Genomic DNA, 22,740 nt, shown 5'->3' with positions numbered 1-22,740 from the left:
CCGGCAGCTCTGTTCGCATGGGGATGATGACCACGATGAAGAATCGGAGGGACAGGATGAAGATCGGCGCAATTGTGCTCATGCTTGCAGTGGTTTTCTTTCCCGCGCTGAGCGACGCACGGTGCCGGACCGTCGGCGAAAGTGCCAGCTTGGGCAGCGAATACGGTACGTTCCCCCTCTATCCGGCGGAAGCCGTGGTCGAGACGGGTGCCAAACGTGAAAGCGTGCCGTTGCAATGGGTCGGGTATGGGATCGGACTGCCGTTGTTTGTCGTGGCATTGCCCTTCGGCATGCTGGGGGCCGGCGTGGGAGCCGCGCTGCATCCGTGGACGAAGTGTGCGGAGACGGAAGGGCGGCTGCCGATGACGGAGGGGCAGGCTCTGACGTGGTGACGGGTATTACGGAGGTGAGGTTACCGCGGCCAATACATGATCACGGCCACGCCCATTAGGCAGACGAATCCGCCGATCAAGTCGAAACGGTCCGGTGCGATCCGCTCTACCTGCCATGCCCAGAGGAGTGACAACACGACAAACCAGCCTCCGTATGCTGCGTAGACTCGGCCGAAGTGTGCGGGTTGGTACGTCGGCACGATCCCGTATAGAAACAGGACGGCCGCACCCAAGAGTCCGAAACTCCAGTGACCTCCGTTTCGCCACCAGTGCCAGATGAGGTATCCGCCTCCTATCTCGAAGAGCCCTGCCAGGAGGAACAAGGCAATCGATTGCATGATCAGCATGTGTGTCTCCGTATGTCCTGCGCTTTCTTGCGTAGCACGGCCGTATCGAACATATAACGCGGGAAGGACGAACACTCAAGTGGTACCCAATCCCGCATAAGCAAGCAGGTCGCGCAAGACGAATGCCGAAGCCATGAACGGGACGGGTCAGCTATTCCGGCAAGAGGGCGGTCGAGTTAGGCACCTGAAAGTAAAGAGACGTGCGAGAAATGCTGCTACAATAGCCTGCGCCAAAGTGGGTGCATTCTCCTACGGATTATCTTATGAAAGCATTCTTCAACCGGTTGTCTGATCTGATGCCAGCGGATGCGAGCCTCACCGTACTTCTGGGGTTCCTCATCGCCGACCTGTTCGTCCTTCAACCCATAGAAGCATTGAGCGGATGGGCGAAGCTCCTGATCGACATCGTGACGGTCACGGGGATCGTCCTCAGTATCTTGGCCGTCCTCGGGCTGCAAAGGGCGACGGGCATCTTCGTCGTCCTGGCCGGCGCGGCACTGCTCCTCCGCGGCTTGCGGTTGGTCGTTCCCGGGGACGGCATCGGGTACGTTCAGTCCGTCCTGTCGCTCGTGGCCATCGCTATTCTCGCCTGGCTCGTCCTGAAGCTTGTCTTGCGGAGCGGGCGTGTCACGATTCGTCGTATTCAGGGAGCCGTCGTCGTGTACTTGCTGCTGGGCATGATGTGGACACAGGCCTATCGGATGATCGCGCTGTATGATCCCTCCGCGTTCGTATTGACCGATGAGGTGTCGCACATCGATCCGGAGATCAACTCCAAACTCGGCATGTTCAGTTTTTCGGTCCTGACCGCGTCGAGCTTCATCGATATGACGCCCGTTAACCCGGTTGCTCGTTCTCTTGCCATGCTGGAAGCGCTGATCGGGCAGCTCTACCTGGTCATATTGATTGCCCGGCTCGTCTCGCTCGAAGTCGAATCGAATCGGATGGGAGATCGTTAGCGCGCCGTCCATCCGGCCTCCGTTCTAAAATCCCTCCAGCACGATTTTCCCCTTTGCTTTTCCGCTTTCGATCAGCGTGTGGGCTCGCTTGAGATTGTCCGCGTTGATGGTCCCGAAATGCTGGCCGAACGTCGTCCGTACGGCGCCTCCGTCGACCAGATCGGCGATCTCGCACAGCAGCCGGTGTTGCGCGATCATGTCGTGGGTGCCGAAGAATGAGCGCGTAAACATGAATTCCCAGTGGAGGGAGAGACTCTTACGCTTCATGAGGTCGATGTTGATGGAGTCGGGGTCGTCGATCAAGGCGAGGTGCCCTTGAGGGGCGAGCGCTTCGACGATCTCCGGATAGTGCTCGCCCGTGTGGGTCAGGCCGGCGACGTGGGTCGGAGGCGCCAGCCCAGCCCGGCGAAGTTCCGCTGACAGAGGTTTGCTATGGTCGATGACATGATGAGCGCCGAGTTGCCGTACCCACTGTGCGGTTTCGTCTCTGGACGCGGTCCCGATGATCGTCAGGCCGGTGAGATGTCTGGCTAATTGGACCAGGATGGAGCCGACTCCTCCGGCCGCGCCGACCACCAGGAGGGAGTCGCCGGTGTGGTGCTTCCCCGGCTGGATGTTGAACCGCTCGAAGAGCAGCTCCCAGGCCGTGATGGCGGTCAGCGGCATCGCCGCCGCGCGCGCGTGATCCAGAGAAACGGGTTTACGCCCGACGATGCGTTCGTCGACGAGATGCAGCGCCGAATTGGTGCCGGGCCTCGCAATGGAGCCCGCGTACCAGATTTCGTCTCCGGCCTTGAACAACGTCGCGTGGGGTCCCGCTTCGAGGACCACTCCGCTGGCGTCCCAACCCAGGACCTTGGTTTCTCCGGATGCCGGCTTGTACCGCATGCGGACCTTCGTGTCGACGGGATTGACGGACACCGCTTTGACGCTCACGAGAAGATCGCGGCCTTCCGGACGGGGATCCGGCAGTTCGACGTCAAGGAGCGAGGAGGGGTCCGAAATCGGTAACGACTGGCGATAGCCGACGGCTTTCATGGGGTTCCTTTCGTGTCATTCTACGTTTTCGGGACCGAGCGGTCTATGCCGAGCGAGGTGATTCAACAGGTGACTGGTGCGGCGCGCGGGGAACGGTGAAGGCCACGACGTCGTATCGGTGGTCGCCGAATTCGTAGTCGCCGACGGCGGTCATCCCGAGTTTCCTCACATGTGCCTCGAACGACGGGCGATTATCTTTCGAGATCAGCGCGATTCCGATGTCATAGGCCGTAGGAACCACGCGGAGCAATTGCTCGAAGAGGTCGCCGAGCAGGCCGCGTCCGCGTTGCAAGCGGGCGATGCACACCGGACCGTAAATAAAGGATCGATAGCTGTCCAACCGGCGGCCCAGATAGATCATGTCCGACGCCCGTTGCCGGAGAGCTTCCAGCAAGGGAAATTGCCGATAGTAGTCGCCGCTGGCCGCACAGAGGTATGCCACGATGCGAGTGTGTTCTGCTGCGACGAGGAGGGCGACGTCCTGTGCAATCTCCTCGAATTGCCGGCGGGTAAACGTTGAAGAAATGAAGCCGCCTTTGCGCGCCTCGCGGTCCAGATTTCCGACAAAGTATTCCGTCTGCAGCTCCAGGATGCCGGATATGTCGCCGGGTCTTGCCGATCTGATCTCCCTCGTGGATCGTGCATGACTCACAACGAACTCATGTGTGCCATTCGGCCAGTTCAACCGTGATTCCTTCCGGACCCGAGAGAAACACCAACTTTCTATCGTGAAAGTCCATCACCTCGTTTCTCAAGACCACGCCCCGGTCGACCAACCGCCGGACTTCTCCGTCCAAGTCCGTGACCGCGAAGCAGATATGATTGAAGCCGGGCTTTGCGAGATTCTTGACGTCCGTTTCCGCCAGTTGCTCCGGCTTGAGATACCGCAAGAGCTGGATCTCGAACCGGGGTTTCTGCGCCGACACCAGCGTGACGTGTTCCGCCTCGATCTGCGGCACGCCCATGTAGCGGGAAAATCGATCGCCGGAAATCACCACGGACTTGTCCTGGACGAACCCCAAAAGACCAAAAAAAGCTTTGGCCTCGGCGAGGTCCCGTACTACTATCGTCACGTGGTCAATGTTCAGAATCACGGATCACCCCTGTCCAACACGACGTGCGCTAGGGTTGAGACGCCGGTAGGCTACTGTGCGCAGGCGCACGTGTCAACGCACAGCCAGGAGTGCGGTCTTCTAAATGGCGAGTAATAGAAGGGTTTCGACCGGACCATCCGTAGTCCTGCCGCAGTCCTTTCGAGGTACTCCTTTCTAGGCTGGCAAAAAATAATCCGTCAGGTACGCTTGTCTTGAGCGGGGTGAACCAATGGAACGGAGAAACAGAACACAGAACCCGATAGCTCTGACATAGCGGAGGTGGAGTATGACATCTGTAATGAAAACTACAGTCCTCGTCGTCGACGATGGGATAGATAGCTGGAATCTGTTGAGCACGATGCTCCGCACCCATCAATACTACCCTGTATGGGCGGCCGATGGGATGCAAGCCACCAATGCTGCCTTGCGCCACGAGCCTCAAGCGATCCTATTGGACCTGGGTTTGCCGGCCGGCGACGGATTTTGCGTCCTCGAACGGTTGAAGCACAACACCAGATTGAGCCGGATCCCGGTCATCGTGGTCACTGGCCGTGATCCGCGGGAGGCCGAGGAAAAGGCGCGCAGCCTGGGGGCCGACGGCTATGTGCAAAAACCTGTGAAAGAAGATGAATTGATCACCAGCCTTCAGCAGGTGCTCGCAAACCGTGCCGGAACTCCAGGCCGCTAAGCGGCGGACGAGTCCTGCCACTGCCTCCTGCCACTGTCGCGACCGGGTGACGATTCCCGCCCTGTGACCGCAGACCACTCTTGACAATCCTGGCGGCAAACCTCAAGAATTCCTTCGTGGTCCGCATTCGTGCGGGCCGCGACGTCTCATAGGTCATGAACCGGACGGAGAGAGAGTCATCATGGAGCATAGTTTTTGGCACCAGCGGTGGGAGGAAAACAGAATCGGCTTCCACGAGAGTAAGGTCAATCCGCTGTTGGTCAGCCATGTCGGTGAGCTGTCCCTCGCGAAGGGGCGGCGCATCTTCCTTCCGCTGTGCGGTAAGACGCTGGATATTTCGTGGCTCCTCTCCAAAGGCTATCGGGTCGTCGGAGCCGAGCTGAGTCAGTTGGCCATCGAGCAATTGTTCACCGAGCTCGGTGCGCAACCGGAGATCTCGAAAGTCGGCGAACTCGAGCAGTGGAGCGCGAACAATATCGACATATTCGTGGGCGATATCTTTAGGCTATCGAAAAAGATTCTTGGCCCGGTCGATGCCGTTTACGATCGGGCCGCCTTGGTGGCTCTGCCCGAAGAAATGCGGAATCGGTATGCGGCGCATCTCATGGAAATCACAGGCAAGTCCCAACAATTGGTCATCTGTTACTACTACGACCAACGGCTGATGGAGGGACCTCCCTTTTCGGTAAGCGATGAGGAGGTACAGCGACATTACGCCGACCATTACGACCTCCGACTGCTTGCGAGCGCTCACGCAACCGGGAAGTTGGCCGAGCAATGCGCCGCCAAAGAGAATGTCTGGCTGTTGAAGCGCAAGTAAAAGCCGGCTCATGGGCGACCTCTGTTCAGCCTAAGCGGCATTACCTTTTGGGTCTTTCAACTCATCAATTCGTTGACTGCGTCGGCGATGGTGTTCGCGCCGAGACGATTTCATGAATCGATGATCACGAATCCCGGTGAGGCGTACTCCAAGCTCGGGTTTTCCGGAACCGCCCTCGAGCTGTTGCATAACGTGATTCGAGGGCAAGGGCGGCTCCTCTGGCGATATCGGGTACGTTGTTTTATTCGGGACCAACCGCCAAGTCGAGCTTTCTGCTGATCGCCATCTACCCCATTCTCGGGATAAACCTCGTGTTGGCCCTCTCAGCGACGTGGGTATTCCTGTCCTGAGCGGACGAGGCTCTTCTCAATCACATTCAGCCAGTACCTCTTTCGATTCAGTAACATCGCCGTTGTCCTCAGTGCTCATTGAATTTTCGAGCCTCTGGCATAAGCGAGGAGTGGCACAAGGTTTGCGGTCGTTGTCACCGATCTATGTCGTCGGCGGCTAAGGTATGTGCCGTTCGAGGCAGCCATGGGAATACCGGAAGGCTTTCAGCTGAGGAGGGGGGCATGGTGACTATTGAAGAGGTGGATCCTGGCAAGGTGCTGCTGCTCCATGACTTCCTAACAGGTGATGAATGTATGTCGCTGATCAGGCGCAGCGAGAGCCTTATGTATGAGCCCGGGAAGGTTGCCGATGTCGTGCTGGAGGACGTGCGGAACAACGAGCGTGTTCTGCTGGATGATATGGCCTTGGCATTGGATCTGTTTCATAAGGCCAAACCATTTCTGCCGCATGAATTAGAAGGTCATCTGCTTGTCGGATTGAACGAACGGTGGCGGTTTTACCGGTATAGGCCGGGACAAACCTTCAAACCGCATCGCGATGGAGCGTACTTTCGAGTGACGAGTTTTGAAGAAAGCCAGCTGACGTTCATGATTTATCTCAATGAGGGAATGACAGGCGGAGAAACGCGATTCTTTGCCGATATGGAGCAAGCCTTTCAGGGATGTCCCTATCTGTCAGTCAAGCCGAAGACCGGAATGGCACTCGTGTTCCTGCACCAGATTTGGCACGAGGGTGCAGTCGTGGGCAGCGGACAGAAGTATGTGCTGCGCACGGATGTCATGTACAAGTAAGATGTGTGGTGAACGATCGAAACGGCGCCAATCGCACGTCATGTTTTGAGACGGCCCCGGGTGAGTTGATCGATCAGCGTGAAAGCCATGAGCTCAACCTCGTAGAAGTTCTCAGTATTGGAGAGTACCGCCACCGTAACCGACTGTCCTGCCGGCGTCAGCACGTGCAAGGCCGTTGACGTATACCCGGGTCCGCCGCCGTTGTGACCATATAGGATCCCGTACGGAGACTGCGGATCGGCCATGAGACCGAGCCCATAGCTCGGCATGACCCATCGTTGGGAGGATGGGGTGCCGACGTGCACGACCCTGCGCATCTCTTCGAGCAAGACACCGGGCAAGAGATCGCCCGCAAGCAGCTTGTCAAAGAACCGAACGAGATCGGAGGCCGTCGAGGCGACGACGCCGGTCGCGACCCAGCCCGGGTCATACCGCGATCGGACGTCGACAGGAAGTCCATCCGGCGACATCGAGACGCTATACGCCGGTACCAATGCCTGAAAGCCTTCTCGATCCCCGATGACGAAGGTGTGCTGCAGACCGAGAGGCTGACAGACTTTCTTCGAGATAATCTCCGCGAAACTCTCCCCGCATACGGTTTCGACCAGCCGGCGGACCACCATGTAGCCGATGTTGGAGTAGCGCCATCCTTGGCCCGGTTCGAAGAGCAATCGTTCGGCGTGGGTTCGTTCCAGGAATTCGGCAAATGACCACGGCGCTGCTTGTGCGTTCACTGCCTGATGGTATTCAGGCACCGCGCCATAGTCGGGGAGTCCGCTGGTATGTTGAAGGCATTGTCGTAGAGTGATGCGGGCGGCGTGGGGTACATCCGGCAGCCATCGAGCCAGCGGACTGTCCAACGTGAGCAGGCCCGAGTGCACGAGGCGTAGAACCGCGGCGGCCGTCAGGCTTTTTGTGATGCTTTGGACCGAATAGCGCGAGTCGACGTGAATGGAATGTGACGCGGATTGACCGGCTTGTCTCAGAATACCGGCGTGGAGTTCCTTGTCAGTGCCGTTCCGATAGGCGAACGACACCGCCACGTCCCGGACTCGACAGGCTGGAGGCTCGATATAGGCCTGCAGGACTTGCGCTAGCCTCGCATCCATAAACGAACAATTCGTAGCTGACAATCTGTGAGACGTGCGAGCCCGAAAACCGGGCCATTCTACTTCTTCGGATGCTACCGGTCTATTGGGCATTGATTCACATGGGCAACGAACCCCCTCCTTTGTGTGGGTGTTCTCGTTCGACATGGGTATATCGCAGAGCAATACCTCGGGGTACCCTATGCCAACAATGCGTTGCGGTTGATCGATCTGAACTCTTGTTGGCGAGGTTACATGATGGATACTCCAGTCGTCGTTGACAGTGCGAGGTCCTTGCTGAAAACGATTCGCTCGCTTCTGGAGATGGTGTGGCAGGATCTGCAGGTGGAGCGCGCAAACAGGGTGATCAGCAGCAATACGATAAGTCAGGCGATGGCCGGTCATGATTCCAGCGGGGCAATGGCCCGCCAGGAATCACGCAAGAGCAACTCCTTCAAATATCATCCGGCCGACTGGTAGATCGCGCCGGGTCGGCCGCGGCTCATTCCCTCTGCATCTCTTTCCCTCCGCACCTCTTTTCCCTTGTCAGGGTTCTGAGAACGTGCGTACATTCACTCAAGCCAGATCGTAACCGATGGCGGGCAGGGCGGAAGAAGCTCGAGGGATGTCGACCGCAAACCCAACAACGGCGTATTCCTTCCGGTTGATTGCATGGACTCCCATGGTCATCGCCGTGGTCGTCGTATTTTCAATGATGTCGGACATCGAGATGTGGTTGTACGTCGCGATCATCATCGGATTGGTCGCATCCGTGGCGGTGGGACGGACGTCGGGAAAGCCTGACGAATTCCCGTTGCAGCCACGCCTGCTGAAATTCGCGAAGGGCTGGACGCTCGTCGTTGCCCTTGCCGCTCTCAGCGTTCTTCACGGGAAATGGCAGCCGATGGTGTTCTTTGCCATCCTCGGCACCCTCTCGTCAGCCTTCTTCTGGGTGGGTTGCAGGTCCAGCACCTGAATCCATGTCCTTTCCGATCAGCCGTTTGGCTTCCCATGTCGATTTCAAAGTCCTTGTTCGACAAAGAGAGAGCCCGGTTGAGCGGATGGACAGCGGACCTGATCGTATTCACACACACCTGATGGAGGTCATATGGCGAACATCATGCACAAGATTGGAATCAAGGCGCCTCTTTTCAAGGTGTATGCGGCGCTGTCGACGGTTGAGGGCATCGCCGGTTGGTGGACCAAGGACACCTCCAGCTCCTCGAAGGTCGGAGAACAAATCAGAGTCCGGTTCCTTTCCACTGCGGGAAAGGAAATAGGCAGCATGGCTATGGACGTCGTCGCGCTGGAGCCGAACAGGAAAGTGCAATGGCGCCTTACGGCAGGGCCGGAAGAATGGCTGGACACTGAAGTGATCTTCAATCTGTCCCAGGACGGTGACTATACCATCGTGCTCTTCGGCCATAACAATTGGCGCGAGGCGAATGAGTTCACCGCCCATTGCAGCATGAAATGGGCGACGTTCCTGTTGAGTCTCAGGGAGCTCGTTGAGACCGGCAAGGGCAAACCGTCTCCGAATGACACGAAGATCGACAATTGGAATTAACGCGGTGTCCGGTCGGGTTACTCCAGATGGCGGAGCATTCTTCGGGTGACCGGCCGAAACGTGGCCAAGACCCATCCGGGAGTCCAGAGGCCTACCAATGAAAGGGCGACGTAGAGGGAGCCGGGTTCGAACGGGTTCTTCATCAAGAGACGCCACAGGAAGCGGGATGCCCAGCGCCTCTGTCCCCGCAATCCCTCGTCGCGGGCCTTTTCCGCCGCGGTCACCAGACCTTCTTTGATTTGCTGTTTGACGAGTGGACGAACTTCCGGGCGACAGACTTTGAGATGTTTTTTTCTGATCAACAGATTGGGTTGCGTAAACTGAAAGAACTGCATGGCCACAGGCCCCGAGACGTTACCCGTATGCACCCGGTACTTGACCAGATGTTTCTTGATCAGGACCACTTTGAATTGCGCTGCGAGCCGTATGTAAAAATCGTAGTCGTCCGCCCGATGCTGCGCAAAGTTCCCGACCGTTTGGAGAACCTTCGACGGCACCATGACTTGTGAGGGCGTATCGATGACGCAGCCTCGAAGCAGGCGGTGGTATAGGTCCGCTTCGACGACCGCGCCCTCAGGAAGCGAGCCGCAGAAGTCATCGCCGTAGTCGTGTAACAGTGACGAACGGAGAATCGTGCCGTCCTCATGGGAAAATGGAAATCCGTCCGCCACGATGAGACCGGCCTGGGGAAAACGCGCGGCGGCTTGCACTTGCACGGCGAGTTTATCCGGCTCCCAGAGGTCGTCGCCGTCGAGAAAGGCAAGGTAGTCGCCGGTCGCCCGGCCAATGCCGGTGTTGCGGGCGGGGCCTCCCTCGGCTTGCAAGGCAATGCCTTGGTTGGTGGAATGACGAATGTAGGTGATTTTGTCGAGAAACGGGGCGAGTCGTTCAGCGGTATCGTCGGTTGAAGCGTCATCGACGACAATCACTTCGATGTTCTTGTGTGTCTGCGCGAAAACAGACTCGAGCGTTCTTTCAATGCACCATCCGCGATTGTAGGTTGGGATGACCACACTGACCAACGGATTCATGATGTCTCCCGAATCAGTGTTCCGCCTGAGCCTTCATTCCCTTGTTGGCAGGGATAATCCGCCAATTCTCCCGGCGTTTCAAGGGCTATCATTGAACTCTGGGCGTGAGAGTAAGGCGGCGGACGCTATATGGGCGAAGCGATACTCAGGCAGCCAGTTTCTTTGGCGGCAGTTGGAGCGGGGGACGGTGAAATGTGCGTCGCAGCCAGTTGAGGCTATTCATCACGGTTGGTTTGCGGACGACCCGCGATTGAAGTGTGGTCTTGCCTGGGAAATCAGCAAGAAAGATCCCAAGCAAGATAGGAAAGATGCCGGGACCGGGAGTGAGAAACATGGCGATGCCGACGACAATGAGCGTGAGAGCGAGCACGTTCTTGAGGATCCGCAGTGGAACACGAATTGCCGCGGGTTTTCGGTCGAGCCAATTATGCCGGTTAGGGTGAGAGAATGAATCCCGTGGCATGGTAATCAACACCCATGGAACGGCGATTGCAATCACCAAGAGTAAGAGCCCGGACCCTGCATAGATCCAATGCAAGGTGTCCTTGGAAATCCACTGATCCATGGCATCCTCCGATCCTCAATATATTCTTTAATTCTATGTCAGATGTGGATCATTCCTGACTAGGAACGCCCCTAAGCAGCAGCAGAAATTCCATGGGATCCGGCAAGGCATATGAAGAGAGCCGCCGGCCGTTCGTGCTATCGTACGACGCAGATTTTCGCGTGACATCATGCAATACACCAAAACCGAGGTGAGACCATGAAATATGTGTGCTTCGGCTACTTGGATGCGGAACAATGGGGGAGGTTGTCCCCAGAGGAACAGCAGGCCATGATCGATCGCTGTTTCACCTATGACGAGACGCTCAAACGTAATGGGAATTGGGTCTATGGAGATGGCCTTCAGGGGCCGGACAGCACGGTGAGCCTGCAGTATCAGAAAGGAAAAGTGGCCGTAACCGACGGTCCCTATGCAGAAACAAAGGAGATTCTTGGCGGACTGCTCATCATCGAAGCCTTGGACTCGAATCATGCGGTCCAGCTGATCTCGAATCATCCCGGTCTCCGGATGGGCCGGTGGGAAATCCGTCCGGCACTCGATCTCACGCCGATGATTCAGGAGAGTGAACGGCGTCGGGGCATCGTCCGTTAAAGACGTAGGCGGGACCGGGGAGATCGGAACGCGACATGAAAAAGAGTCGGATGCAGAAACGCAAGTCTCCTTCACAGCTGATAGACGAACGAATCAAGGAACTAGGCGACTGGCGAGGCACGATGCTCAGCCGGCTCCGTGTCTTGATCAAACAAGCCGACCCCCAAGTCGTCGAGGAATGGAAGTGGAGAGGCGTTCCTGTGTGGTCGCACGAGGGAATGATCTGCACGGGCGAGAGGTACAAGATCCCTCCGGCCTCTTCAATGCCAGTCTTGAGGGAAACACCAGGCGTGCCATCGACATTCACGAGGGTGACAAGATAGATGAGCAGGCGTTGAAGGCGCTCATTCGCGCCGCTGTTACCTTGAACAAGTCGCGAGCCAAGATCTAATCCGATCACCACGCAAGTCCCTCTCCTCTCCCGGGATCCGGGGAAAACTGTACTTATTTGAACAACGGTTATTGTCCAAGACCTCAAGCAGGCAGTTGTGAATTTTGTCCACGACTGGTATATCCTCCCCGCCTAAATCGACGTGCGTGACCCCGCAGAACCGGTAGGCGTTCCGGCAGCCGCGAAGACTCTTCCTATGGCCGACGAGACGACGGACAGCGGCACCACAAACAAATTACCGACCCACGCCGCCGCCGGCGTTCCCTCTTCACCGAACTCACACATATCTCCTTCCACCACCATAGCGGGCCGGCTGGCGAATGCGGTGGTTGGCCTCACGCTCTGGGACGGCTTGATCATTCTCTCGATCATCATTGCGCTCGGGGCCTTCCTCGTAGAATGGCAGCGAGGATTGGTCATGGAATATTTTCGTCAAGGCCGGCCGTTCGACCGATTCGCCGTCGTGCTTATTGCCCTCGTCTTCCTGCCTCAGCAGTTTGAACGGATCAAGTTGCCGGGCATGCTCGGGTTGATCCTGGGCGGCGTGTTGCTGGGGCCCTATGGTTTGGCCCTGATTCTCAAGGTGGGGGAGGTGGGCCAATTCTTCAGCGAGCTGGGTCGCGTGTTTCTCATGTTCGTCTGCGGCCTCGAAATCAACTTGAGCGACTTTCGACGATATGCGAGGCCGTCGACCCTATTCGGTATCGCCACCTTCTTGGGGCCCATGATTGGAGGGTTCGCGCTCGGCTTGACATTCGGCTACGGAATCAATGCGTCGGTGTTGATCGGGTCACTGCTCGCGTCCCATACCCTGCTGGGCTTTCCAATCATTGACAAATTAGGACTGCTGCGCCAGCCGTTCGCGCTGACCACGATCGGGGCGACCATTTTTACCGATATCGCAGCCCTGTTGGTGTTGGCGGTATGCCTCTCCGTGCACATGAGCGGGGTTCTCGATTGGGGTGCGCTGTTCGGGTTATTCGGCTCTCTGGCCGTCTATAGCGTCTTCGTCATGGGGGCCATTCCCCGAATCGGCAATTACTATTTTCGCATCCACCATGCGGATGAAATAGGACAGTTCCAATTTATTCTGGCGGTCATAGTCATCTGCGCCGTCGGAGCGAAATTGATCGGCCTGGAAGACATCGTCGGGGCGTTTCTCTGCGGCATTGCGGTCAATCAGGTGCTCCACCACGGCGCCGCGCGGGAAAAGATTGAGTTCCTCGGGAAGGGTCTGTTCATTCCCGCCTTTCTGATGGCCGTTGGCGCGACCTTGGATCTTCCTGCATTTTTTCGGACTTTCTCCACCGGCCTGTCGTTCGTGATCGGGATCATTATCGTATTGTGCTTGGGCAAATTCGCGGCGGCATACCTCACGGGTTGGGTCTATCGGTACGGTCGAGCTGAACGGCTGTCGATGTGGGCGCTCTCGCTTCCTCAACTCGCCGCGACACTCGCCGCGACTGTGACTGCGTATAATTCCATCAATGCCGCCGGCGAACGATTGATCGGCGAGCAGGTTGTCAATGCCGTCATCGTGCTGATGGTCCTCACCGCCACGCTCGGACCGGTGCTGACGGAATGGTTCGGGCGGCAGGTCCCTCGAGATTCGGTGTCTGATTCGTCTCCGAGCCGAACGTAGGAGCAGCGTGAACCCCTATCTGTCCTTGCCGCACATGGTCGTAGCCATCACGTTGCTGCTCACCATCAGTGCCGTCATGATTCCTCTGGCCCGGTGGCTTGGGATTGGTCCCGAACTGGGGTTGTTGCTCTCCGGGGTCATTTTGGGATCATCGCATGTACTCAATGCCAGCCAGGTAGAACGCCTAGCGGACATTTCGCAACTCGGCGTGACATTCTTTCTCTTTGTGATCGGGCTCGAGGTCGATCCTCGGAAAGTCTGGTCGCTGCGACGCTATGCCTTTGGCCTCGGAACCGCTCAGCTGATCGGAACCGGTCTGGCGATGATGTTGTATTGGCGCTTCTTTTCGCCTTCCTGGTCCCTTGCGCTCCTGCTGGGACTCGTCGTGTCCAACTCCTCCACAGCGCTCGTACTCCAGCTTCTGAAAGGGAAGGGCGAACTGGAGCAGGAATATGGACAGGCGGCCCTGGCCTTGCTGTTATTTCAGGATCTGACCGTGGTGCCGATTCTTGCCTTGCTGCCGGTGTTTGCCGGTACCGGATCAGCAGAACACTTCGTATGGTGGGATGCCGTCTATGCGGTGGGAGTCATGGTCATCATCTACGCCGTTGGCCGGTACCTCTGGCCTCGGCTTCTGCACCGAGTGGCGGGCCCAAATTTTGAGGAAACATTCACGGCCGTCCTTTTCATCGCCCTGTTCGGCAGCGCGTGGCTCGCCTCTGCGGCCGGTCTTTCGATGGCCATGGGAGCGTTTATCGCGGGTGTATCACTGGGCGGTTCGGAGTATCGGCATCGATTGGAAGGAGAGGTCTTGCCTCTCAAGAATCTCTTGCTCGGCCTCTTTTTTGTCTCGGTGGGACTGACGGTCAATTTCAATGTGCTGAGCGGGCATGTCGAAAAAATCCTGCTTCACATCGTGGCCATCGTCGTGATCAAGATCGTCGTGTTATATCTGGCCGCCCGTGCAATGAGCATGCAACATGGTCCGGCGGCTCGCATGTCTTTTCTCCTGGCCCAAGGCAGCGAATTCGCGTTCGTGGTCCTTGGCACGTTACTCGCGCTCGGCACAGAAACGCCGGTTCAATTCTCCATCGGCATCATTGTCGTCGCGACCACGATGGTCATGACGCCATGGCTGAATGCGATTGGAATTCGCTGGAGTCGTTGGGACTCACCGTTGGTTCCGACGAGGAAGAGGTGAGCACACCCTGAAGGGTCGAAGGAAGGTCAGATTGCGCGGCCTGCCACGCGCCGCGACATGTCACGGGCGCCTCGTCGATCTGTCGCAAATGCCCTGTCGAGTTCATCCAGGTACGTGGCTTTCGCTTCTTCGCTGATCCATGCCCCTTCAAAAGAATTGCGCGCCAGTCGGTACAGGTCCTCGCGGGTGACCGGCAGGTGCGCAATCAGTGCACGGTAATTGTCGTTCACGTACCCGCCGAAATAGGCAGGGTCGTCCGAATTGACGGTCGCCTTCAGCCCCCGCTCGAGCATGGTCAGTATCGGGTGTCGATCCATGGTCTGCACCACGCGTAGCTTGAGATTGGACAGAGGGCAGACGGTGAGAATCTTGCCTTCCGCCGTCAGGCGTCGCACCAGCGCGGCATCATCCAGCGAGTGGTTGCCGTGATCGATGCGATCCACGCGCAAGAGATCCAAGGCCTGTCGGACATATTCTGCCGGCCCTTCCTCTCCGGCATGAGCCGTCACCCGAAAGCCGAGTTCCCGGCAACGGGCGAAGACTCGCGCGAACTGTTCCGGTGGGTGGCCGATTTCCGAGGAATCCAGCCCGAACCCATCCAGCTGATCCAGAAACGGCTGGGCCAGCGCGAGGGTCTCCAAGGCATGGGCTTCGGGCAGGTGACGTAGAAATGACAGGATCAGTTTGGAGCTGATGCCCAACTGCGCCAGACCGTCCCGCAACGCACGGCGAATGCCGCCGATCTGAACCTCCAGCGGAATCCCGCGATCCAAATGGGCCTGCGAGTCGAAGAAGATCTCCACGTGCACCACATTGTCCCGATGAACCCGCTCCAGATATGCCCACGTGAGGTCGTAGAAGTCTTCCTCCTCCCGCAGGACCGACATGCCGATGTAATAGATGTCCAGAAATTCCTGCAGATTGTTGAAGGCGTAGGCCGCACGCAAGGCATTCACATCCGGATAGTTGAGCCGGATGCCGTTCCGGTCGGCGAGACGGAACAACAATTCCGGCTCCAGACTGCCTTCGATGTGCAAGTGCAGTTCGGCCTTGGGCATCCGCTGTGCCAGCTGAAGCAATTCCGCGTTCATGTATTCACCGTGATGGATGGCAAGAGGAGACTGTGCGGAGTCTAGCACGGGTCTGATGGTGGTCCTAGAGAATGTGAGCTAACGGCGGTTTCTCCCGCGGTCGATGGCCAGTCCATTCGGCTCTTGCGACTTTGGGCGAAACCGTTACAATGCCCCTTCGGTTTGCCGGCTCCTTGCCGCAACCTGATGTGATCGTCACCTCCATCGTTCGGCAACGAGAGCAAGCATTGGCACAGCATCCCTCGGGTCGGACGCGAGCCGTCCGGTCTCTCGCTACCTGGACCGCCGCCCTTCGAGAGTGGCAAGCACGAGCCGTGGAGGCCGTGCTGTCGCATCCTGCTGCGGATTTTCTGGCCATGGCCACACCGGCGTCGGGGAAGACCCGCTTTGCCCTGCGGGTGGCGCACGACTATATGCTCTCGGGCAGGGCGCGGCGGATCCTGGTCGTCTGTCCGACGAATCACCTGCGAACCCAGTGGGCCGACGCGGCCGGAACGATCGGCTTGCATCTCGATCCGGCGCTGACGAATGAACAGACCCGCGAGGCCGCGGATTATCACGGCGCGGTCGTCACGTATCAACAGGTGGCCCTCGCCCCGAATGTATTCCAACGGGGTTGCGCCGCCGGATCCACCCTCGTGATCCTCGATGAGTTGCACCATGCGGCGGACGGCCGTCACTGGGGCAAGGCGTTGCGCCAGGCGTTCGACGGGGCGGTGTTTCGCCTGGTGTTGTCGGGAACGCCGTTTCGTTCGGACAATCATCCCATCCCCTTTGTCCGTTACGAGCAGGGCGAGAGCCGTGCCGACTTCGCCTACGGTTATACGGAAGCCATCCGGGACCGAGTGTGCCGTCCGATCCTATTTCCCAGCTATGAAGGCGACCTCAGTTGGCTTTCGGAGGGGCGCGAGCACCGGGCGACCTTTGAAGACGGCCTCACCTTCGAGCGTCAACGTGAGCGCTTGAAGACAGCGTTGCTTCAGGACAGCTGGTTGGGTCCTGTGGTGGCGGACGCGCACCGGCAGCTGACGCAGCTTCGTAAGCAGGAGCATCCGGACGCGGCGGGGCTCATCGTCAGCATGGATCAAGACCATGCGCGGTGGGTGGCCGCGCTCGTGGAGCGGTGGACCGGGACGAAGGCGGCCGTCGCGGTTTCGGACGATCCTTCGGCCAGCCGGACCATCACGGCCTTCGCGGAGCGGTCGCAGCAGCAGTGGCTCGTGGCGGTGAACATGGTGAGTGAAGGTGTCGACATTCCGCGGTTACGAGTGGGCGTGTACGGGACCAACGTCCTGACCGAAATGTATTTTCGCCAGGTCGTCGGGCGGTTCGTCCGCATGCAGCCGCAGGTGCCGGCGCCGCAACGGGCATGGCTCTACTTGCCCAAGGACCCGGTGTTGGTGCGGTATGCCAGGCAGATCAAGGCGGAGCGCGATCACGTCCTCGAGGAGATCATGCCGGCCGGCCAGCGGGATTTGTTCGACCGGGTGACGGTTTCGGTCAAAGAATATGCTCCGCTGCATGCCGTCGCCCGGGTCGACTCCCTTATCGGGGACGATGAGGCCCGAACGGACGACGCGGCCGCTCCGGTTCCCGAAGTTCCCCTGCACGATCGCAAGCGCGACCTGAGAGATCTTCATCGCCTGCTGGTGGGAAGCGTGGCTCGCATGGCGGGCATCGATCACCGGCGCTTGAATGCCGAACTCATTTCCCGCACCGGCAGCCGGGTGGACCAAGCCACGTTGGATCAGCTCGAAAAGCGCATCCAACTCCTGCAGCGGTGGCGCGATCGCGGCTACGACGGGAAACGCTAGCCTTCTCCACCCAGGAAATTCAGCAATTCGGCCGTGACTTCCTCCGCATGAGTCCAGGTGATGCAGTGTGGCCCTCCTTTCACCACCACCAGGCGGGCCCCTTTGACGAGGGCAGCCGTCCGTTGTCCGGAGGCGGCAAGCGGAACGATGCGATCATTGTCACCGTGGATGACGAGCGTCGGCACATCCAGGCCCGCCAGATCCTTCCGGAAGTCCTCGATCCAGGTCGACACACAGGCCACACTCGCGGTGGCCGACGCACCGGCTGCAAGGTTCCAACTGGCGCGCACGGCTTCGTCACTGACGCGTTTCCCGAGGAGCAGGTCCGTATTGTAGAAATTCTTGAAGAACTCGCTGAAAAACGCATAGCGGTCTCCGGCTACCGCCTTCTTGATGCCGTCGAACACACCGCCGTCGACCCCTTCGGGATTGTCTGCGGTCTTGAGCAAGAACGGCGGGATGCCTCCGATGATGACGGCCTTGCTCGCGCCGTCGGATCCGTAGTTTCCGAAATAACGGGCGATTTCCCCTCCGCCCATGGAAAAGCCGACCAGCGAGAAGTCTCGCAGGGTCAAAGACCTGATCAGCGTGTGTAGGTCATCCGCAAACGTGTCATAGTTATAGCCCCCGGTCGGCTGGCTGGATTTGCCGAATCCTCGGCGATCATACGTGATGACGCGGTATCCGGCATCCAGCAGCCTCGGGACCTGTTTTTCCCAGGAGGCGCCGCTCAGTGGGTATCCGTGGATCAGCACCACCGGCTTACCGGATCCATGGTCTTCATAGTAAAGCTCGATATTGCCGGAGTTCTCTTTTCCGACTGTCACGTATGGCATGACGGTTCTCCTTGTTCACAATGGAGTGCAGATTCCCAGGCCGCCCAAGTATAGGGGAAAGATTCTGGTTGAGAACTAGGGAAGTTGCCAGGTCAGATATGGCAATTGGTAGCAGCGCAATGGCCTCGCGTCAGAAGCTACTTTCACTTTCTAAGACGCTGGTGGATACCTGCGGCCCTACTGTTTTTTCTTCTCCCACAGCGCGAGAACATTTCCGTCGGGATCGGCAAAGTCGGCCATGAAACCCCACTCCTCGATGGGATGCTTCGGGGTCACCACCTTGCCTCCTGCTTTCTTTATCGCCTCGAGTGTCTCATCGATCGATTCCGTTTCCACTCCGCAAGATGGCTGGTCGGATTTGGACTTTCGTCGGTAAAATCCGCCGTTAATCCCCCCGAGTTCAGTCGGATTGTACTCCTTGTCCGCGGCTGTCGTGAGCGCCATGGCACCTTCGTCACCACACAACTCCACCTTCCAGTCGAACACCGCTTCATAAAACTCCTTGGCCTTTTTGAAATCCGACGCTGGAATTTCAAACATCACCACTTTATTCTTCATGACATCTCCTTTCGCCACGATTCCTCTTTCTTAACGACCACTTGATCAGAGTCAAAATTCGCAAGGCTCATGCCGCCGGCGAGAGATCGACAACGTCTTGAAACTCTTGTAAATGGCAATCGGAAGGGACGGTCATGTTCTCCATGAGGGACAGAATGTCCGGAGCAAGATCATGACTCAGGTTTCGGTTTCGCTTAAAAATCTTCTTCAGTGAATCCAATCAGATTCCAGGCGCACCTGTTTCAACGTGCGTAGTCCGCTCAACAGCAAATCCTGCGTCCGCCAACTTGAAGGTTCGAGAAGATAATTGTCCTTTGAATCATGGGGTTTGGAGGGTCTTGCGAAAATGAAACAATACGGCACGGCTAATGCTCATGCAGAAGGTTGAAATGACAAACCTTCGAGAAAATAGTGGCGTCACTGTAATGATGAACAAGGGAATGAAGCACGATCTCGTGCACACTATTCTCGAGGCAGCATTGGCGGTCGGCGCAGGAATGTCTTGGTGGATGGTTGGAAATCTGATTCTTGGCGATGTGATCGGTCTCGCTGTGGATATGGTGCGAGGTGGCAGGCTACAAGGCTGAGGATACCTCCACTCTCAGGTCCGCCTGCGGAGTGTACTCTGAGACTTACTGTGAGGCTTTGTAGCCAACGGAGCGCGGCGCCACCGCTTCCCATCGCGTCGAAGAATCGCCAAGAGGATCCATTCCCTGGAAGCGCCTTGTAAGTGAGCCACGATTTGCGCGTGGTTCAGTTTACCCGGAGGAATCTGCCTGAAGGCGATGTCAAATCCCTCTTCTATTCTCGAGGGGTCGACCGGGAGATCTATCCCCGGCGGAGTGCCGGCAACGGCAATCGGTCCAGTTTCACTTTCTGCATGGCCCACGCAGACTGCCAGCCTCTTGGCATCATCGGGCAAACTGAGTGTGAGCGCCGTCGGCACGCAAATCTCTCTCCCGAATCCATCGATCGCATAGCCAGGCTCTACCGTCACCGACGTGCCATTGCCGCCGGTCTGAACGGACAATCCTGAAACGATCCCGTACCCATGCGTGTAGAGATTCCTGAACCGCTGTATGGCGCGATGGTAATCCTGTTCCGTCGCCAGGTCTTCGGCTGTCAACAATTGTCCGCTGAAATAGCGAGGCCGCAAGAACACCATCTGACGGGTCATGTCGAGCACCTGTTGTACGGCAAGGATATGAAAGACAGTAGGGGAGAGGCTGGCTAGGTCGTCTTTGACTGAGCGGCGTACCGCTTGATATCACGCTCCGGAATGACGACGTTCACCACCTCGCCATCTTCACAGATGTCCGAAACATTGAGCGTGCCGCTGAGCACCAGCTCTCCAACTTCCTGTTCTGTGATGTTCAGGCGTGTTGCGGCGTCAGCCGGAGAAAGACCTCGCAACCCGGGATCCTGTTCAGTGGCTCTCATCCATTCCGACGGCGTGTATCGCTTTCGCATGCGAGGGAGTCTAAAGGAGTGGCGGCGTGATTTCAAACAGTGCGGTCTCTTTGTGTGACCGTTATGAACGTGGATCAGACGCGAGATGAACGGGAAGGCTATGCGCTGGTCCGCGAGAATGTTCCGCGTGGGCGCTTCTTGGCCGCGATGGCCACGAAGCATTTGCGTGGTGGTCGCCATCGCGCCTGCATATGTCGTATCTCTGAAGTGATGTCAACGAGGCACGAGCTACATGGTGCGGCAAGTTCCTTTGACGTCATATCCGCGAAAGCGGGCATCGAGCCTCATCAAGACTCCATGCTAAGAAGAAGGCCTAGGAGCTACTCGTATCATGCAGGCGAGGGTTTAAAGCCCGCGTCTTTGATTGTTGTCTTTGATGTGTTCTTCCGTGATACAGTGACCATTCCAGGCGCGTGACCTCTCTAGAGACTTCCCTAGCTTTCCCGCCTCGAGCAGATGTCATATGGTGGCGCCAGTAATCAGGCCGATTAGGCTTCAATGAAATCGCCGAACTCTCGTCGTGCAGCGGACATGCAGCTACTGACGACCGTGTCGTATTGCTTATGTTCCTCCTCTTGGTGTGCGTCGCCATATTGGTGTTTGCCATACTGGCTTGCCTCGGAGTCATGCTCATGATGTCCGCCAAGATCGCGTCGTGCCCTTCTTGTGGTGCCATGGTATTGGAACGGCGAGGCCGCAAGACCAAAGACTTCGTGCCCTGGCTGTTCGGGTTCTACCCATGGCGATGCAGAAAATGCCTGGCACGATTCCGCATACGGCAGCGCGTCCTGCCGACTTCGACTGCCTCACAGGACTCCGCTCTTTCTCAGCGAGAATTCCGCTCGAAGCCGAAGCGTATCATGAAACACAACTATACCGGCCGTTAAGACTGTCCGGCGTCTGGTGCGAGTTACAGACGATGGAGCGGCGCCGCTCTGTCTGGACCCGGCACTGAGGACGCGCGGATACGTCGTGAAGCCCATCAGGCTGCAAGAGGCCGATGAGGGTAGAAAGGAAGTGTCGCGACACAGTGAGCGAAGGACTGTTTATCTTGCCCAACAGTAGACGACGTGCAAATGTATCAACAGCGCGTCGATCAACTGAGGAGAGGGCATATGGCGATCATCGTACAGGGTGCACGCGAGGCGATCACAGGGAAGCTCCTTCGTGAAAAACGGTTGAGAATGGAGAAGGTCCTCCATCTTTTAGTGCTCAGCGGGGTGATCCGTCTCGCCAAGGTGGAACCTCCGCTGGAAGGCCTCGTGACTCTGCAACCGCCCGAGGCACCAGACAACGTCATCTCCGCGTCGGCGCCGTAAACTCATCGCACGTGACCTCGTCTCCATCTCTCTCACCGTAACGCCAGGAGCGGTGGGCAGCGCGACAATGTCGGCAGTTCCTCCCTAGGTTCAGCACATTCCATGAGCAGCGGCTTCAGGCGATCCGGAACACTATAAGATTCAAGCCAGCCAGACTTAGCCGGCCGCGATCAGATCCATCGGCGGACAGACGTCGTGTACGCCGTGAACGTTTGGGGAAACTTGACGCCCAAGACTCTTTCCTCTGGCACGATTTGAAATCGATTCAGGTACCACACGAAGAGGGGAAGGAGCGCGAAGGCCGGCAGGTTCGACAGATAAATCGCCCAGCCGGTGAGAACCAGAAGAAATCCGAGATACATCGGGTTACGGGTGAAGCGGTAGATGCCGGAGGTGACCATGGTCGTCGCGGCCTCCGGCGTGAGCGGATTGACGGTGGTCTTTGCCCGGCGGAACGACAACACGCCGGATAGCATGATCGCGGACCCGGCGATGCCTACAAGAGCGGCAAGCGCCGATCGCCATGGCAATGCGAAGGTAAACGTCGAATAGATCGACACGACCCACATCAGCGCGGCAAACAGAAATACGAGCGCCACCGGAGGTATTCTTAATTCGAGCCTCGTGAGCATGCGAGATCACCTCACCAATCTCACCCCCCACCATATCAGCAGAAACGCTCCGATAATCCAGTCATAGACGACGCAAAATGGAATGTACCAACGCGGCGTGATCGCGTACGGACCATGACGATGATGAACAAGATCCCAGAACCCGTGCGCGACATAGCCTGCGGCGATCAAGAGGGGATTGAAGTGCAGACCTGCGAGCCCGATGCCGGCGAAGAGCAGGCCGCCGGCCAACTCAATATGGTTCGCGCCGGGCCGGCCGTCTCGCGCGGCGAATCCCACATAGGCTCCCCCGATCATGGCGAGCAAGAGCGCCGCCCATTGCTGAGCGAGCGGCTCGGGTAGCACGAGGAACGGGAATCGTAACCGCGCCAAGCACCAGACCGGACCAGTATGGATGCGCCTCCGGGAAACTGATCGCGGGCTTCATGGCAGCCGTCTCGGAATTCATCAGCAGATGATCTCCC

Annotated in this window: 28 protein-coding genes and 1 pseudogene; 15 read left to right on the top strand and 14 right to left on the bottom strand. The window is 57.9% G+C overall.

From position 1 onward, the window contains the following. Window positions 1-56 precede the first annotated feature (56 nt). A complete protein-coding gene (locus tag NSJP_RS16850) occupies window positions 57-392 on the top strand; it encodes a hypothetical protein (RefSeq protein WP_155970351.1) in 336 nt (111 codons plus the stop codon). Window positions 393-412: 20 nt separating this feature from the next. Here NSJP_RS16850 and NSJP_RS16845 read toward each other — a convergent pair whose 3' ends face one another. After that, window positions 413-739: a YnfA family protein gene (locus NSJP_RS16845; RefSeq protein WP_080888029.1), complete on the bottom strand. Its 327-nt coding sequence runs from the start codon at window positions 737-739 to the stop codon at window positions 413-415. Between the two features lie 263 nt (window positions 740-1,002). Between NSJP_RS16845 and NSJP_RS16840 the strand changes: the two genes are divergently transcribed. Then, entirely contained in the window at window positions 1,003-1,698 is a 696-nt protein-coding gene (locus NSJP_RS16840; RefSeq protein ID WP_080888028.1) for a hypothetical protein, read from the top strand. A gap of 24 nt (window positions 1,699-1,722) precedes the next feature. Here the strand turns inward: NSJP_RS16840 and NSJP_RS16835 are convergent, their stop codons facing one another. Genes NSJP_RS16835 through NSJP_RS16825 form a run of 3 tightly spaced genes read right to left on the bottom strand, consistent with a single transcriptional unit; the run spans window position 1,723 to window position 3,830 of the window. Beyond that, window positions 1,723-2,736, bottom strand: coding sequence for a zinc-binding alcohol dehydrogenase family protein (locus NSJP_RS16835; protein ID WP_080888026.1), 1,014 nt, complete (start codon window positions 2,734-2,736; stop codon window positions 1,723-1,725). 43 nt (window positions 2,737-2,779) lie between these two features. After that, window positions 2,780-3,388 carry a GNAT family N-acetyltransferase gene (locus NSJP_RS16830; protein ID WP_080888024.1) on the bottom strand — a complete coding sequence of 203 codons (609 nt, stop codon included), beginning with the start codon at window positions 3,386-3,388 and terminating at the stop codon, window positions 2,780-2,782. Window positions 3,389-3,395: 7 nt separating this feature from the next. Continuing rightward, the gene (locus tag NSJP_RS16825; protein WP_080888022.1) at window positions 3,396-3,830 is read right to left on the bottom strand and encodes a VOC family protein; all 435 of its coding nucleotides are present in this window, start codon (window positions 3,828-3,830) and stop codon (window positions 3,396-3,398) included. 298 nt (window positions 3,831-4,128) lie between these two features. Between NSJP_RS16825 and NSJP_RS16820 the strand changes: the two genes are divergently transcribed. The 3 genes from NSJP_RS16820 to NSJP_RS16810 all read left to right on the top strand — a co-directional run bounded on the left by NSJP_RS16820 (window position 4,129) and on the right by NSJP_RS16810 (window position 6,480). Continuing rightward, window positions 4,129-4,518: a response regulator gene (locus NSJP_RS16820; RefSeq protein WP_172834414.1), complete on the top strand. Its 390-nt coding sequence runs from the start codon at window positions 4,129-4,131 to the stop codon at window positions 4,516-4,518. A 181-nt stretch (window positions 4,519-4,699) separates the two neighbouring features. Continuing rightward, complete coding sequence (tmpT, locus tag NSJP_RS16815; protein WP_080888018.1) at window positions 4,700-5,338, top strand: thiopurine S-methyltransferase; 639 nt, start codon at window positions 4,700-4,702, stop codon at window positions 5,336-5,338. Between the two features lie 572 nt (window positions 5,339-5,910). Further along, window positions 5,911-6,480, top strand: a complete 570-nt coding sequence (locus tag NSJP_RS16810) for a 2OG-Fe(II) oxygenase (RefSeq protein WP_080888016.1) — start codon at window positions 5,911-5,913, stop codon at window positions 6,478-6,480. A gap of 38 nt (window positions 6,481-6,518) precedes the next feature. On the opposite strand, the gene NSJP_RS16805 is transcribed toward NSJP_RS16810, so the two are convergent. Beyond that, window positions 6,519-7,589, bottom strand: coding sequence for a serine hydrolase domain-containing protein (locus NSJP_RS16805; RefSeq protein WP_172834413.1), 1,071 nt, complete (start codon window positions 7,587-7,589; stop codon window positions 6,519-6,521). A 234-nt stretch (window positions 7,590-7,823) separates the two neighbouring features. On the opposite strand from NSJP_RS16805, the gene NSJP_RS19550 reads away from it, so the two are divergent. From NSJP_RS19550 to NSJP_RS16795, 3 genes are all read left to right on the top strand, one after another. Next, window positions 7,824-8,048 carry a hypothetical protein gene (locus NSJP_RS19550; protein WP_172834412.1) on the top strand — a complete coding sequence of 75 codons (225 nt, stop codon included), beginning with the start codon at window positions 7,824-7,826 and terminating at the stop codon, window positions 8,046-8,048. 145 nt (window positions 8,049-8,193) lie between these two features. After that, on the top strand, window positions 8,194-8,544 hold the full coding sequence (locus tag NSJP_RS16800; protein WP_155970348.1) for a hypothetical protein: 351 nt from the start codon (window positions 8,194-8,196) through the stop codon (window positions 8,542-8,544). A 132-nt stretch (window positions 8,545-8,676) separates the two neighbouring features. Next, a complete protein-coding gene (locus tag NSJP_RS16795; RefSeq protein WP_080888011.1) occupies window positions 8,677-9,135 on the top strand; it encodes an SRPBCC family protein in 459 nt (152 codons plus the stop codon). Window positions 9,136-9,152: 17 nt separating this feature from the next. Here the strand turns inward: NSJP_RS16795 and NSJP_RS16790 are convergent, their stop codons facing one another. Both NSJP_RS16790 and NSJP_RS16785 read right to left on the bottom strand, forming a co-directional pair. Then, complete coding sequence (locus NSJP_RS16790; RefSeq protein WP_080888009.1) at window positions 9,153-10,166, bottom strand: glycosyltransferase family 2 protein; 1,014 nt, start codon at window positions 10,164-10,166, stop codon at window positions 9,153-9,155. A 145-nt stretch (window positions 10,167-10,311) separates the two neighbouring features. Further along, window positions 10,312-10,731 carry a hypothetical protein gene (locus tag NSJP_RS16785; protein ID WP_080888008.1) on the bottom strand — a complete coding sequence of 140 codons (420 nt, stop codon included), beginning with the start codon at window positions 10,729-10,731 and terminating at the stop codon, window positions 10,312-10,314. Between the two features lie 198 nt (window positions 10,732-10,929). On the opposite strand from NSJP_RS16785, the gene NSJP_RS16780 reads away from it, so the two are divergent. The 4 genes and pseudogenes from NSJP_RS16780 to NSJP_RS16765 all read left to right on the top strand — a co-directional run bounded on the left by NSJP_RS16780 (window position 10,930) and on the right by NSJP_RS16765 (window position 14,556). Continuing rightward, entirely contained in the window at window positions 10,930-11,322 is a 393-nt protein-coding gene (locus NSJP_RS16780) for a YciI family protein (RefSeq protein ID WP_080888007.1), read from the top strand. A 35-nt stretch (window positions 11,323-11,357) separates the two neighbouring features. Further along, window positions 11,358-11,713, top strand: a pseudogene (locus NSJP_RS20170) (DUF1801 domain-containing protein). Between the two features lie 196 nt (window positions 11,714-11,909). Further along, window positions 11,910-13,355 (top strand): cation:proton antiporter, encoded by a 1,446-nt coding sequence (locus tag NSJP_RS16770; protein WP_080888006.1) that lies wholly within the window; start codon window positions 11,910-11,912, stop codon window positions 13,353-13,355. Window positions 13,356-13,362: 7 nt separating this feature from the next. After that, on the top strand, window positions 13,363-14,556 hold the full coding sequence (locus NSJP_RS16765; RefSeq protein WP_080888005.1) for a cation:proton antiporter domain-containing protein: 1,194 nt from the start codon (window positions 13,363-13,365) through the stop codon (window positions 14,554-14,556). A 26-nt stretch (window positions 14,557-14,582) separates the two neighbouring features. Here the strand turns inward: NSJP_RS16765 and NSJP_RS16760 are convergent, their stop codons facing one another. Continuing rightward, window positions 14,583-15,647 (bottom strand): adenosine deaminase, encoded by a 1,065-nt coding sequence (locus tag NSJP_RS16760; protein ID WP_080888004.1) that lies wholly within the window; start codon window positions 15,645-15,647, stop codon window positions 14,583-14,585. Between the two features lie 149 nt (window positions 15,648-15,796). On the opposite strand from NSJP_RS16760, the gene NSJP_RS16755 reads away from it, so the two are divergent. Then, a complete protein-coding gene (locus tag NSJP_RS16755; RefSeq protein ID WP_080888003.1) occupies window positions 15,797-17,461 on the top strand; it encodes a DEAD/DEAH box helicase in 1,665 nt (554 codons plus the stop codon). On the opposite strand, the gene NSJP_RS16750 is transcribed toward NSJP_RS16755, so the two are convergent. Beyond that, window positions 17,458-18,297 carry an alpha/beta fold hydrolase gene (locus NSJP_RS16750; RefSeq protein WP_080888002.1) on the bottom strand — a complete coding sequence of 280 codons (840 nt, stop codon included), beginning with the start codon at window positions 18,295-18,297 and terminating at the stop codon, window positions 17,458-17,460. The genes NSJP_RS16755 and NSJP_RS16750 overlap by 4 nt on opposite strands. A gap of 177 nt (window positions 18,298-18,474) precedes the next feature. Continuing rightward, a complete protein-coding gene (locus NSJP_RS16745; protein ID WP_080888000.1) occupies window positions 18,475-18,855 on the bottom strand; it encodes a VOC family protein in 381 nt (126 codons plus the stop codon). A 374-nt stretch (window positions 18,856-19,229) separates the two neighbouring features. Between NSJP_RS16745 and NSJP_RS16740 the strand changes: the two genes are divergently transcribed. Further along, window positions 19,230-19,442, top strand: coding sequence for a hypothetical protein (locus NSJP_RS16740; protein ID WP_155970345.1), 213 nt, complete (start codon window positions 19,230-19,232; stop codon window positions 19,440-19,442). Between the two features lie 14 nt (window positions 19,443-19,456). Here NSJP_RS16740 and NSJP_RS16735 read toward each other — a convergent pair whose 3' ends face one another. Then, window positions 19,457-20,032 carry a hypothetical protein gene (locus tag NSJP_RS16735; RefSeq protein WP_155970342.1) on the bottom strand — a complete coding sequence of 192 codons (576 nt, stop codon included), beginning with the start codon at window positions 20,030-20,032 and terminating at the stop codon, window positions 19,457-19,459. Between the two features lie 53 nt (window positions 20,033-20,085). Beyond that, window positions 20,086-20,325, bottom strand: coding sequence for a hypothetical protein (locus NSJP_RS16730; RefSeq protein WP_080887997.1), 240 nt, complete (start codon window positions 20,323-20,325; stop codon window positions 20,086-20,088). A gap of 1,115 nt (window positions 20,326-21,440) precedes the next feature. Here NSJP_RS16730 and NSJP_RS16720 point away from each other — a divergent pair. Continuing rightward, window positions 21,441-21,644 carry a hypothetical protein gene (locus tag NSJP_RS16720; protein ID WP_155970340.1) on the top strand — a complete coding sequence of 68 codons (204 nt, stop codon included), beginning with the start codon at window positions 21,441-21,443 and terminating at the stop codon, window positions 21,642-21,644. Window positions 21,645-21,814: 170 nt separating this feature from the next. Here NSJP_RS16720 and NSJP_RS16715 read toward each other — a convergent pair whose 3' ends face one another. After that, complete coding sequence (locus NSJP_RS16715) at window positions 21,815-22,276, bottom strand: methyltransferase family protein (RefSeq protein ID WP_080887994.1); 462 nt, start codon at window positions 22,274-22,276, stop codon at window positions 21,815-21,817. A 6-nt stretch (window positions 22,277-22,282) separates the two neighbouring features. Beyond that, complete coding sequence (locus tag NSJP_RS16710) at window positions 22,283-22,621, bottom strand: DUF6010 family protein (RefSeq protein ID WP_080887993.1); 339 nt, start codon at window positions 22,619-22,621, stop codon at window positions 22,283-22,285. Window positions 22,622-22,740 lie beyond the last annotated feature (119 nt).

This window comes from Nitrospira japonica (assembly GCF_900169565.1).
Taxonomy (GTDB): Bacteria; Nitrospirota; Nitrospiria; order Nitrospirales; family Nitrospiraceae; genus Nitrospira_C; species Nitrospira_C japonica_A.
This window is presented reverse-complemented; position numbering and strand designations above follow the sequence as displayed.